Raw genomic sequence first — 13,425 nt, forward strand, 5'->3', positions numbered from 1 at the left:
TTGAAGCCGCTCTATAAAGCGGCGTAGAGCCGATATATGAATTTTCAGGATATTATTTTAACGCTGCAACGCTTTTGGAGCAGCAAAGGTTGTGCTTTAATGCAGCCTTATGATATAGAAAAAGGTGCCGGGACCATGAATCCGGCTACTTTTTTGAGAGCGCTCGGCCCGGAGCCTTGGCGAGTGGCCTATGTGGAGCCTTCGCGCCGGCCTAAGGATGGCCGTTATGGCGATAATCCCAACAGATTATATCAGCATCATCAGTTTCAGGTAGTGATAAAGCCGTCGCCCGATAATATCCAGGAATTGTATCTGGATAGTTTGCGGGCACTAGGCATAGAACTGGAAAAACACGATGTGAGATTTGTAGAGGATAACTGGGAGTCTCCTACTCTCGGCGCATGGGGTTTGGGCTGGGAGGTGTGGCTGGACGGTATGGAAATAACGCAGTTTACATACTTTCAACAGGTGGGCAGTATCGATTGCCGGCCGGTGTCGGTGGAAATAACCTATGGCCTGGAACGTATAGCCATGTATATACAGGATAAGGATAATGTATACGATATACAGTGGGTGGATGATATAAGCTACGGTGATATATTTCACAGGGCGGAATGGGAGCATTCAAAATATAATTTTGAATGCTCTGATGTTGATATGCTGACACAGTTGTTCGAGATATATGAGAAAGAGTCTTATAGGCTTGTGGAAGAGGGCTTGTTATTGCCGGCATACGATTATGTGTTGAAATGTTCGCATACGTTCAATCTCCTCGATGCCAGAGGGGCTATAAGCGTAAGTGAGAGGGCATCGTATATAGGCCGCGTTAGGAATATGGCTAGACGCTGCGCCAGGCTATACATAAAACAGCGCGAAGATATGGGCTATCCCCTTTTGAGGAAGGAGGTGGCGCCATGAACACCTTCCTTTTAGAAATAGGGTGTGAAGAAATACCGGCTCATTTTATGCCGGATATATTGGATCAGATGGAGCAGAAAGGCAAGGCTATTTTTGAACAATACCGTCTGCCTTATAAAGATATGCGCGCATATGGTACGCCAAGGCGCATAGTGCTTATAGCGAAGGATGTGGCTCGGCACCAGCAGGATGTCGAACAATTGGTCAAAGGACCTGCCAAAAAGGCAGCGTATGGTGATGACGGGCAGCCTACCAAGGCGCTATTGGGCTTTATGCGCAGCCAGAATGTAAGCGTCGAAGATTTGATCATCGATGAGATTAACGGCATACCTTATGTCTATGCTCATAAAGTGCAACGCGGTATGCAGGCGAGTGAGGCGTTAAAGGGAATAGCCCCTCAGCTTATATCGACATTGAGCTTTCCTAAGTCTATGCGATGGGGCGATATGGATATTAGATTTGTGCGTCCGATACGGTGGATAGCGTCATTGCTGGATGACGAAGTGATCTCCTTTGATATGGGCGGCATTCCATCTGGCCGCTATTCCAGAGGCCATCGATTTTTAGGACAACCAGAGGTGGCTATAGATAGGGCCGATAATTATATCGCTATCATGGAGCAGCAGTTTGTCATAGTGGATCAACATCGTCGCAAGGATATGATAAGCCGACAGATAAAAGAATTAGCCGATAAAACAGGAGGTACAGCGCTGCAAGATCCAGACTTGCTGGAGGAAGTCGTATACCTGGTAGAATATCCTACAGCGTTTTTGGGGAATTTTGACAAAAAATATCTGGATTTACCCAAAGAGGTAGTGATTACGCCTATGAAGGACCACCAGCGGTACTTTCCTGTTAAAGATGATACGGGTGCGCTTATGCCATATTTCATAGGGGTCAGGAATGGTACGACCGATTACATAGATGTGGTCAGAGAAGGCAACGAAAAGGTGCTTAGGGCACGGCTGGATGATGCCAAGTTTTTCTTTGAAGAGGATATAAAGCGCCCTCTCGAGCAGCGAGTAGAGGAACTAAAAGGTATAGTGTTTCATGATGGCCTTGGCACGCTGTATGATAAAACTATGCGATTGCGCAATTTGTGCCGGTATATAGGCCAAAGATTAGGATTAAACGAAGATATGCTCTCTTGCCTTGATAGAGCGGCTTATCTGTCCAGAGCCGACCTCGTGACCGATATGGTAAATGAATTCGATGAGCTGCAGGGCATAATGGGCAGAGAATATTCGATATTGCAAGGCGAGCCGAAACCTGTGGCGCAGGCCATATATGAAATGTACTTGCCGCGCACGGCTGTTGATGATTTGCCTGATACGGTTATCGGCACGGCCATAAGCCTGGCCGATAAATTGGACACGCTGTGCGGATACTTCAGCATAGGACTTCAGCCTACGGGTTCGCAGGACCCCTACGGGTTGCGTAGACAGGCTTTGGGCATATGCCGGATGATATATGAGAAGGAGATAAGCATTTCGTTGCGCGATGCAGTGATGCACAGCCTAGAGCTTTACGATTTGGATGATGAAAACCGGCGTAAGACTTTTAACGAGGTATTGGATTTTATAAAGCAGAGGGTACGCTCTATGCTGATAGATGACGGCTTATCTTATGATGTTGTGGACGCTGCCATAGCGGCTGATTTCGATGATATTTGTGAGGTGCGCCGGCGCGCCAAGATAATAGCCCAATGGAAGGCGCGCTCGGATTTCGAAGACTTTATGACGGCTTTTAACAGGCCGAATAATCTGGCAGCCAAAACGGACAGCCTGTTTGTAGATGAGAGCCTCTTTAGCGATAGTTCCGAGAGCAAATTATGGCAGGCGTATAAAGACGCAAAAGAGTTGTTAAATGAGGCGCTGGCTGCATGGGATTACGACCGTGCCTATGAAATATTAAAAGGGCTTAAGCCAGCGGTGGATGAATTTTTTGATGCCGTATTGGTTATGGTCGAAGATCCAGCTATAAGGGCTAATCGCTTGGCGATTTTGAAGAACATAGCTGAATTGTTTAAGGCAATAGGCGATTTTTCCTATATTGTAATATAGCTGAAATATCAGCTTTATTATATAGATTTACAAATATGAAAGGAGTAGATATAGCTTTATGGCACATAAATATGTATATTTCTTTGGAGAAGGCGACGGCAGCATGAAAGAGCTGCTGGGGGGTAAAGGAGCCGGATTGGCCGAGATGACCAGGCTTGGTTTACCTGTGCCGCCCGGGTTTACCATTACTACCGAGGCTTGTACCAGATATTATGAAGACGGCGAAGTCATAGGGGAGGACATATTAGAGCAGATAAATGAAAAGCTCGCGCAACTCGAGCAGGTGAATGGCAAAAAACTCGGCGATCCGAACAATCCATTGCTGGTTTCGGTTCGTTCAGGTGCAAGGACTTCTATGCCAGGCATGATGGATACGATATTGAACCTCGGTTTGAATGATGAAACCGTGGAAGGTTTGGCTAAGCTTACAAACAACGAACGTTTTGCTTATGACAGCTATCGCCGCTTTATACAGATGTTCTCGGATGTCGTAATGGGAATAGATAAGAACAAATTTGAGAAAATATTGGATGAGATAAAAGAAGCTAAGGGTTATAAATACGATACCGATCTTACAGCTGATGATCTAAAAGAAGTGGTAAAGCGCTATAAGGAGCTTTATAAGCAGGAAAAAGGAGAAGATTTCCCGCAAGATCCGAAGGTGCAGTTGATGGAGGCTGTAAAAGCGGTATTCCGTTCATGGAATAATGCAAGGGCCATAACATACAGGCGCTTAAACGAGATACCGAGCTGGTGGGGTACCGCGGTCAACGTGCAGACCATGGTATTCGGCAATATGGGCAATGATTCGGGTACAGGCGTTGCCTTTACGCGCAACCCGTCCACCGGCGAAAAGGAACTGTACGGCGAATTCCTCATGAACGCTCAGGGCGAGGACGTGGTGGCAGGTATAAGGACGCCTCAACCCATATCCGCATTAAAAGAGGTACTGCCGCATGTATATGAGCAATTTGCCGATATAGCCAAGAAACTCGAGCAGCATTATAAAGATATGCAGGATATGGAGTTTACGGTAGAGCGCGGCAAACTGTACATGCTGCAGACACGCAATGGTAAGCGCACGGCCATAGCAGCATTGAAGATAGCCATAGACATGGTCGATGAAGGCTTGTTGACCAAAGAAGAGGCCATACTCAAGGTCGAGCCAAAGCAATTGGATCAGTTGCTTCACCCGATGTTTGACGAAAAGGCGCTTAAAGAAGCCAAACCCGTAGCCAAGGGCCTGCCGGCATCTCCCGGCGCCGCTTGCGGTATGGTTTACTTTACGGCAGAAGATGCTGTAAAAGCCGCCAAAGAGGGCAAGAAGGTTATACTGGTCAGAACTGAGACATCACCTGAAGACATAGAGGGTATGTATGTGGCTCAAGGTATACTGACGGCGCGCGGTGGTATGACTTCTCACGCGGCAGTGGTGGCGAGAGGCATGGGCACTTGCTGTGTAGCCGGTTGTGGTGACATCAAGATAAACGAAGAGGGCAAATACTTCACAGTAGGTGACTTGACTATAAAGGAAGGCGACTATATATCTATAGACGGCAGCACCGGTTATGTATATGCTCAGGCCATACCTACGGTGGAGGCGGCTATAAGCGGTGATTTCGCAACGTTTATGGCATGGGCCGACGAGCTGCGCAGGCTGAAGGTAAGGGCCAACGCCGATGTACCCAGGGATGCCAAGAAGGCGGCCGAGTATGGAGCCGAAGGCATAGGGTTGTGCCGTACCGAGCATATGTTCTTCGATGAAGACCGCATACCGGCTATGCGCGAAATGATAATATCCAAGACCGAAGAACAGCGTCGCAAAGCTTTGGCCAAGCTGTTGCCGATGCAGAAGAGCGATTTCAAAGGATTATATGAAACCATGGAAGGCAAGCCGGTTACCATAAGGCTGCTGGATCCGCCGCTGCACGAGTTCTTACCTCACGAAGATGAGGAAATAGCTGAATTGGCAAAAGAGATGGGTATAACCTTTGATGAGCTGAAGGCCACTGTCGAGAGCCTGAAGGAATTCAACCCAATGCTGGGCCACAGGGGATGCCGTCTGGCGGTTACATATCCTGAGATAGCCGAAATGCAGACCAGGGCTATAATGGAGGCTGCCATAGAGGTAAAGCAGGAGAAAGGCCATACCATCGTAGCCGAGATAATGATACCTCTGGTAGGCGAGCTTAAAGAGCTGAAATATGTTAAGGATGTAATAGTCCAGACCGCCGAGGAGGTTATAAAGGAGAAAGGCGAGCGCATAGAGTATCATGTGGGTACCATGATCGAAGTGCCAAGGGCTGCGCTGACGGCTGATGAAATAGCTAAGGAGGCCGAATTCTTCTCATTCGGCACCAATGACCTGACGCAGATGACGTTCGGCTTCTCCAGAGACGACGCCGGCAAGTTCCTGAATGCCTACTATGATAAGAAGATATACGACTTTGATCCATTCCAGCACTTGGATCAGGAAGGTGTAGGCAAGCTCGTAAAGATGGCGGCGGAGCTGGGCAGATCCACGCGGCCGGATATAAAGCTCGGAATATGCGGTGAGCATGGCGGGGACCCAAGCTCGATAGAATTCTGCGATGCGGTAGGCTTGGATTATGTATCCTGTTCGCCATTCCGCGTGCCGATAGCGCGCTTGGCCGCAGCGCAGGCTGCTGTAAAGCATAAACAAGCCAAATAAGGTCTTGCAAGTTTCAGTAAAAGATAATAAAGAACGCTGTCGCTTATGTTCAGTAAGCGGCGGCGCTTTATTTTATAAAACACTGGCTTGCGGTATTATTCCCTTGGAAGATATCCGATTATTTTTTCGGTTACGGGGTCGACAATAACAGTGATGGGACCGAGTAAACCATCCGCTTCGGTATGAAAGACAACATAATACACATATCTGCCTGAAATATCAATATACTTTTTTGTATCGGCATCGAATATTTTTTGGCCATTACGTCCGACAGCGGCAAACACTTCTTCAACGCCGGTAAGTTTATCTTTGCTGCCTTGGCGTGTCATGACCTGATCATAGACCATGTTGCGTATTTGGGCTTTTTTATTTTCATCTAACGCATGCATTGAACTTGGAATATAGCTTATCAGATTTAAGCCGTCAAAGGTTATCGTAAAGTTACCTTTAGTTTTTTCAACCATTGACTTGTCCAGATAGATAGCCATTTGATCCCCTGGGCCAAAGCTTCTCATGGAAGTAACGTTTTTAATTGTACCAAATTCTGAGGTTAAAACATGTTTCTTAACGTTTACGTTATTGGTATAAGAATGTTCCCCGTTTTGCTCTATGTTAACATAGCAACTGCTTAGGATATTTCCGGGTTTGTTGCTTATATCATGTATAAAATAAAAATTAGCGTAAAGTTTATCCGGCGATTCATTGGATTCAACAATGGATTTCAGGTATGCAGTGGTGTTCTCGTATGTGAATAATGGAATCTTCCAGTCGATATCGTTGCTTTTATAGGCTACGACATACTTATCAGGGAACATACCGTGAGTGAAGGTTACGTCGAAGCTCATGGGCGACTGGTTAATTATCTTAAAGCCTTTTTCGCTTGTTACTTTGCCGAAACTTGGATCATCGCTTCTGAAGTTGACGTCATTAAAAAGGGCTTTTTCGCCGTCATAAATCAGTTTGTCGTCCTTATCATAAATGAGTATCTTGTTTACATTGCCAAAGCCGCGGGTTTCAATAGTGTGAGCTGCCTGGCGGCGACATAGCTTGTAAGCGTGCCGTTGGATGTCACTAATTTCATTTTGTAGCCGAGGGCACGTAAGGCCGAGGAATTTATCTTGAAGTTTACAAACGAATAGTTTATTAGCGCGGCGGTGCCTCCCAACATTTGCACAGGTGGTTTCTCGATGCCTGAATCGTATCCTACGACCTTCCTGCTTATGAGCCCATTCGATTTGTTATCCTTGTACAGCTCGTAGTACCCTGTCGAAGAACCGTTTTCGAATATCACGATTGTGTAAAGATCGTATATTTTTGTTATCGCCAAAGGATTTATTTTATATTCGTTTATGAATGCGTTGACTTCAGCGTCAGAAGCCGCGGCCCAGGCGTTTACTTCAGATGTTTTGTCAAATGCCCGAATATCGCCGGAAGATGATAGTATATTGCCGTCTCCAGGAGCGAGGCCAATCCTGTAGTTGAATTTTATATATGCATTGTTATAATCTATGTTTTCCAGGTTAAACGACTTGTAGTTTTGCCCTGAAACACGAAAGTTCTTATTGCTGAATATCGGCTTGGATTTTGTTACATAAGGATTGCCGTCATATATCTCCAGATTGCAATTGTTTATGGCCAGGTTGTTTTTATTATGGATCTTAAGCTCGAAGCCTTTTGCATTATCCGACGAAATGCTCATGATAATATTATCCGAAAATTTCATTCTTTCCTCGCTGGTTTTCGGGTAGTTCATGCCGGAGGTACCCAGTATTATACCTGTAAGCACAACAAGCAGGATACCGAATAAGGTTAGCTTATATTTCTTCTTTGAGAAGGCGGCTATGTTTTTGATCCTCTGTTTTAAAGTACTCTTACTTTCGTTTATTCCCGCTGTTATGAGCGCAAATGGCTGCGTTTCGGTATTTTTTACAACAGATAATAAAGTTCGGCCATATCCCATTACTTCGTTCTCGGGTAAAAGGGACATGGCATATGCGTCCGCGCATAGATCTTGGTCCCGTTTTATCAATACAGAGCAGTACCATAGGAGCGGGTTAAACCAATGAATGGCACAAAGAATATAAGCAAGCCATGTTGCTGCCAGATCATAATGCTTGATGTGCGCAAATTCATGCGCCAAAATATTGTACAAATCGTTGTCGCCTATACCATCCATTAAGCCATTTGGCAGAATGATAACGGGGTTAATTACGCCGAAAACGCATGGGGAAGATACTCCGGCGCTTTCTACAAATCTTATTGAGCGCCGTATGCCTGTATGCGTTTTAAGCTTTTTTATTAAATCTTCTGACAGTTCAACAATACGCATTGATTTTACTCTTGATGAGAAAAACAGATTGACAAAGATCAAATAGGCTATTATCAGCAGTACCCCTGCAACCCATATATATGATAAAATTATCATCGTATTTTCTGCGATTATATTTTCCGCAGGGCCATTTCGCAGCGGAGTTTTTTCCTCTTCAACTCGCGAAGCTGTGCTCATATTTGAGCTGTCGACGGCATGGACTGTCGACAAGCTTGAACTGGCGTCATCCATGTTCCGCGATATTGCAGGCGTATTTTGCGATAAGAAAGGCATGGCTGAAACGTCAATATCTATGGCATTGAAAATACTTAACGGACTTGAAGGCAGCACGGGGAAGATGAGCCTGAACAGGACAAGCGCCCAAAGCAGATAACCGACGCGCGTATTGAGTCGTGTGCCGAATATCTTCTTTATTATTATAACCGCTGCTGCTACAACGGCTGACTGCAGACTGATAATGAGGATAGCTGCAAAAATGCCTTTCATTGTTCTTCATCCCTCCTCTGATTTAAAATGCTTTCAAGTTCGTTGATATCTTCGGGAGTAAGATCTGAATCCTTTATAAGGGAAGCGAGTACGATGCCGGCTTTGCCTTTAACTATTCTGCCCAAAAGGGATTTGCTCTCATGCTCGATGGCCTCGGTTTCGCTTATAATCGGATAGTAGTAATATATCCGGCTGTCGTTTTTGTCCCGTTCAAAGCGGAGAGCCTCCTTGGCTACAAGTCTGCGCAGGTATGTGCGCGTGGTGCCTGAACTCCAGTCATTCTCTTTTGAAACCTCGTCTGAAACCTGGGCGGCTGTCAAGCCGGGATTTTGCCAAAGCACCTTCATTACCTGCCATTCGGATTCGGAAATTTGCGGCATCTTATTGCTCATAATTCAACCTCGTACAAATGTATTTGATTATATAATACAACTGTAGGAGATCTTTGTCAACAAGAGAAAACGCTTCTTAAGCTTATCACCCAAAAGGGTGATGGGTTATTTGATAAAATTCGCCTTAAGAGGTGAACGCATTTCAATTGAAAACATCTTATTATAATATTGTGGAGGCTATGGCTCTATATATGCTAAATATTACTATGGGAAGGATGACCGCTATGTATTGTACAAAGTGTGGAGCGGCTTTGCCTAGGCGCGAAAAAACATGCCAGGTATGCGGGGCTCAGCAGGGAACTCAAGGGGTAACGGGTACGGGCAATAATGAAAGTCTCATCGGATTTTCCGGGAAAATAGACGATCAGACTTTTGAGAATTATATTAGGAAGAGTAAACGACGGCTAATAATTTTTGGATTGGTTTCGTCGGCGGTGATAGTCGTTGGGGCCATTGTCGGTAACGCAATAGGGTTGGTGGATATGACATCCGGCGCCACAATTTTTACTGTGCTGTTTTTAGCCGCGATGTTTTTGTTCGTTTGCCTATTGCAGGCCGCTGCCAAGGGGAGAGGAAGGACATGGGACGGAACGGTGGTCGATAAAAGCGCTAATCGAAGAACCAGAAGGCGCCGTACCGGAGACGATAGCTATTTAACAACTAATTACATGGAATATGTAGTAAAAATACAAGAGGATAATGGGAAAAAGCATAAATTTGTCACTCAAAACGATGATAGATTTTATAACTATTTCCAGATTGGAGATAAGGTACGCTATCACGGCAGGCTGAAATCTTATGAAAAATACGACAAATCGCATGATGAAATCATTATATGCAATGCCTGTTCTACAGTGTGCGACATCGGTGACGACTTTTGTCCGCACTGCGGTTGCCCGCTTTTGAAATAAAGCTTAAACATATAAAAATAGAAGCACATAATAGGGCGGTCGCGCTGGCTTAATACAGCGGCCGCTTTTTTTATTGATATTTCCCTTTGAACCTGTGATTTTGCTGCGAAATGTGAATCTTGAAATGCATCGGCGCATATAGTATAATCATATCCGAAAGGTATCTCAAATTCCCGGCATGATACAGAAAATCTTGGTTTCGGAGCATAAGACCTATTTTACAGGTTGAGAAGGTGTCGCAATGGCAGAGGAAGGGCATAAAGGGATTCTTCGTATAAGCGCCGATGACCGACTATTGTCGGTTATAGTTTTTTCGCTGTTTTTTTCATGGCTGCTGGCCTTCCCATTCGAGGGGCAGATTTTATATGTGTTGGCCGATAGCTTTCATATGGATCCTCACGATATGGTTTTCGGCGCTATTGCCGTCCATTTTGCAGGCTTATTTTCCGCGGGCATTTTTGTTAGGAAGATGCAATTCGCCAAAAGGATGATGCTATTTTCGATTGTATTTTGTATGTCGGCGACGGCCGTATTTTTCTTTCCACCCTCTATTCTATGGTACATAGCTTTGATATCGGCTTCTTTTGTGGCGGGGATTTGCGTGGCTTCTTGGGGATACTTTCTAAAAAGCGGTACCCCTAAAAATCAGCGCATAAAAACCACTGCCGACGGGCTTATATATTCCAATATACTTATGATCCTAATGAACATGGCGGCCGTTTATTCCTCGCCCTATGCGGGGCTCGGTTTGTCCTTATTGGTACTTGCGATGGCATTTTTATTTGCCCTTCGCCTTCCTGAGGGTGAGCAACAGGCATCTCCAGTTTCGCCTGGAAAGATTGGAACATCTATAAGCGTCGTAAAACCGCTTGCGTTTTTATGCTTGTTTATTGTAATTATCACCATTAACTCCGGATTGATGTATCAGGTTTTAAATCCGGCGTTTGCGCATTTGGAATGGCTCACAAGCTGGTACTGGGCCATACCCTATATAGTTGCTCTCTATATCATGAGGAATCTTCCTCGGAAAACAAATAGGACTTATATACTATACGTGGGCATCGCGATGATAGGGTTTTCCTTTATCGCTTTCGGACTTCTCGATCGCTCTGCAACGAGCTATTTGGTGGTGGACACATTGATGTTAGGCGCCTGCGGCGTATACGACTTGTTTTGGTGGAGCATTCTCGGAGAAATGCTCGACTTTGACGAAAATCCGGCTAAAGTCCTTGGCATAGGGCTTTCCGCGAATGTGTTCGGCGTATTGCTCGGTGGAGTAATTGGAAACGGTATCGCTTCCGCCGATAGCCAAGGCATAAGTTCAACATTATTGGCGCTGGCCGTCGTTTGTGTTACGCTTGCCGTCCTTCCACCATTACATAAGCGCTTGTCGAGTTTGTTGAGCGATCATGCTTACCTTACCGCCATCTCTGAAACATCGCAGAAGGAGATGGACACGGTTATGAGGAAATTCATAGAGCTTGGCCAGCTTACCAAAAGAGAAAGCGAGATTGTAGCCTTGCTTCTCGAAGGAAAGACCTACAGGATGATCGCCGGAGAGTTGCATTTAAGCGAGAACACCGTTAAAACACACATAAAGAATGTATATGCGAAGTATAAAATACAAAGCCGTGCGGAACTCATCAATATTATGCTGGAGCAGCAGTCATCTTTACATTGAAGTTATGAAGCTATTCACCCCAAAAGGCGATGCGGATTTTCGCTTAAATCACCTTTTTGGGTGAATGCTTTTTGAAATCAGATGCTTTATTATAATGTTAGCGAATGTGGAACAATGCGACAACAAAGTGTATCTCAGGCTGCGTTGAGCGATGATGAGAAAGGATTGATAATGATTGAGTCTGATCCCGAAAGGGACTATGCGTTTGTGCTGGTGCAGCATTAGCGACTTTTACGTGCGCACTTGTTCTCGTTGTGCTAAGCGATGCGGGGCAGGTTGCGGGAGCGGTGTTCTTGTTGTTGATCGCAATAGCGCTATTTTTTACAATCCTTTCTATTATAGAGTATAGAAGGTTGCAAGCCGCTAGGCTGATTATAGATAATCAGATCCTGTACATTTGCCAAGCCAAAATTATAGCTAAAAATCGGAAAGAAAAAAGCATCGATGTTTATATTTCCTGTTTTGGTATACTTTTAGATTTCAGGCTTATTAGGTTCAATCAGAATAATGTCTATCTAAAATCTGTGGAAATCAGCAATGATTTTATTTACTTAGCATACGGTCGTGACGACAGAAGCCAAACGATACAGCTTCTTCATAGCCCAATAGGCGAAGGAGAACTAGCCGATGTTATGGAAAGATTCCAGTATGAAACCGGCATTATACCGAAGATGATAAGGTGAAAGCGCTATCACCCAAAAAGGTGAGGGCGCTTTTTTATAAATCACCCATTTGAGCGAATGATTTTCTGATGAATATTCTTTATTATAATATTATCCGATTAGGTTAAAAAATCAAAAGAAACGGTCGCTTGGCCAAAGCATGAAGAGCGCCAAGCTTGCCGGTGGAATAGAGAGGAAGGGCACGGCTGTCTAGGTCGCAAAGGATAGCTTGGATGAGAAACCGCGCAAGGCGGTATAGTCGATGGCCTGGGCAAAAATAGGTATAGTGGATAAAAACGATTAGGAGGAAAAATAAAAATGGCACTGACATATAATATTACTCCGGCGGCTTTCGGTTGGTTGGGGCAGGCTTTTGCCGATAAAAATCTTATATCACCGTTTTTAGCATTTGAGAAAAACAAGGGCGATTTTGATGAGGAAGGGAAAGCCGCACTAGTATCGCAGGGAATAATCACCGACGACGGTACCGTTCGGCCCGAAGCCGCGGCGGCGTTTGGAGTGCTTGCGAATGCGGAGGGGTTTTATAGGATACAGATCTTGGGTGTCGAATCGCCGGTGGATAAGGTTACGTATTACAAAGGGAATGCGACCTGTTCTGTGGACAGCAGCGACGGTTATTTTGTGGTCAGTTTCCCGGCCGTTAGCAGAGAAGCGGGCTTTACGATGGAAGAATTTACAGGCAGCAGCCGGCTTATAGACGTTCCGTTCCATGAATCGCTTTCCTATAATGCGGCTCTTGCGTTTTTGTCATTGTTGGATTTACGTCGTGCTGCCAACCTCTGCGCTATGGCGGGAGAAACGAGATCAGCCGTTTTCAGCGCGGATGAAATAGCCGACAGGATCAATAAAGACCAATCGCTGATGTGGTTTGTAAACAGCCTGAAGAAGCTCATTGACGTCGATCATTTGAGCGCTGCGGATGTTTCCGGCGCCATACCGGAATTGAAGGGCAAAGGAATGATTGCCGAAAATGGCAACGGATTTTCGTTGACAGGCGAAGCGGAAGAATTGGCCGATTTCTTTTTGATACCGGAATATGTGTTCGATATCGAATACGGCAAAATGATCTCGCCTTCGGCCTGCGAACATTCCGAGTGCCGCGTCATTTTTTGCGGCATGCATAGATTGCTATATATAGATACGGATGGCGACAAGATCGTTATAGAAACCATGTCAGGCAGCGAACTGTTTGAGATTATTTGGGATGCGTTAGGGAATAACATCGGCAAATCGAGCATTCCTTCGCCACGGCTTAATGTATCGCGATGAT

General features: G+C 45.2%; 10 protein-coding genes. 7 read left to right on the forward strand and 3 right to left on the reverse strand.

Annotated features, from left to right (window positions below; all coding sequences use genetic code 11):
• Positions 1 to 36: 36 nt before the first annotated feature.
• From glyQ to ppdK, 3 genes are read left to right on the forward strand one after another with little or no spacing between them, the layout of a single operon-like run.
• Positions 37 to 918, forward strand: coding sequence for a glycine--tRNA ligase subunit alpha (gene glyQ, locus MAHAU_RS01370; RefSeq protein WP_013779931.1), 882 nt, complete (start codon positions 37 to 39; stop codon positions 916 to 918).
• Positions 915 to 2,981 carry a glycine--tRNA ligase subunit beta gene (gene glyS / locus MAHAU_RS01375; protein WP_013779932.1) on the forward strand — a complete coding sequence of 689 codons (2,067 nt, stop codon included), beginning with the start codon at positions 915 to 917 and terminating at the stop codon, positions 2,979 to 2,981. Before glyQ ends, glyS begins: the two co-directional genes overlap by 4 nt.
• 58 nt (positions 2,982 to 3,039) lie before the next feature.
• Entirely contained in the window at positions 3,040 to 5,673 is a 2,634-nt protein-coding gene (gene ppdK, locus MAHAU_RS01380; RefSeq protein WP_013779933.1) for a pyruvate, phosphate dikinase, read from the forward strand.
• Positions 5,674 to 5,768: 95 nt separating this feature from the next.
• On the opposite strand, the gene MAHAU_RS01385 is transcribed toward ppdK, so the two are convergent.
• The 3 genes from MAHAU_RS01385 to MAHAU_RS01395 form a co-directional block, all read right to left on the reverse strand.
• On the reverse strand, positions 5,769 to 6,518 hold the full coding sequence (locus MAHAU_RS01385) for a hypothetical protein (protein WP_013779934.1): 750 nt from the start codon (positions 6,516 to 6,518) through the stop codon (positions 5,769 to 5,771).
• Between the two features lie 146 nt (positions 6,519 to 6,664).
• Positions 6,665 to 8,488 carry a M56 family metallopeptidase gene (locus MAHAU_RS01390; RefSeq protein WP_013779935.1) on the reverse strand — a complete coding sequence of 608 codons (1,824 nt, stop codon included), beginning with the start codon at positions 8,486 to 8,488 and terminating at the stop codon, positions 6,665 to 6,667.
• Positions 8,485 to 8,880, reverse strand: coding sequence for a BlaI/MecI/CopY family transcriptional regulator (locus MAHAU_RS01395; protein ID WP_013779936.1), 396 nt, complete (start codon positions 8,878 to 8,880; stop codon positions 8,485 to 8,487). Before MAHAU_RS01395 ends, MAHAU_RS01390 begins: the two co-directional genes overlap by 4 nt.
• 224 nt (positions 8,881 to 9,104) lie before the next feature.
• Between MAHAU_RS01395 and MAHAU_RS01400 the strand changes: the two genes are divergently transcribed.
• The 4 genes from MAHAU_RS01400 to MAHAU_RS01415 all read left to right on the forward strand — a co-directional run bounded on the left by MAHAU_RS01400 (position 9,105) and on the right by MAHAU_RS01415 (position 13,424).
• Positions 9,105 to 9,791, forward strand: coding sequence for a hypothetical protein (locus tag MAHAU_RS01400; RefSeq protein WP_148258362.1), 687 nt, complete (start codon positions 9,105 to 9,107; stop codon positions 9,789 to 9,791).
• A 241-nt stretch (positions 9,792 to 10,032) separates the two neighbouring features.
• The gene (locus tag MAHAU_RS01405) at positions 10,033 to 11,472 is read left to right on the forward strand and encodes a LuxR family transcriptional regulator (RefSeq protein ID WP_013779938.1); all 1,440 of its coding nucleotides are present in this window, start codon (positions 10,033 to 10,035) and stop codon (positions 11,470 to 11,472) included.
• A gap of 293 nt (positions 11,473 to 11,765) precedes the next feature.
• Positions 11,766 to 12,155 (forward strand): hypothetical protein, encoded by a 390-nt coding sequence (locus MAHAU_RS01410; protein WP_013779939.1) that lies wholly within the window; start codon positions 11,766 to 11,768, stop codon positions 12,153 to 12,155.
• Positions 12,156 to 12,452: 297 nt separating this feature from the next.
• Positions 12,453 to 13,424: a hypothetical protein gene (locus tag MAHAU_RS01415; protein WP_013779940.1), complete on the forward strand. Its 972-nt coding sequence runs from the start codon at positions 12,453 to 12,455 to the stop codon at positions 13,422 to 13,424.
• Position 13,425 lies beyond the last annotated feature (1 nt).

Source organism: Mahella australiensis 50-1 BON, from assembly GCF_000213255.1.
Taxonomy (GTDB): Bacteria; Bacillota; Clostridia; order Mahellales; family Mahellaceae; genus Mahella; species Mahella australiensis.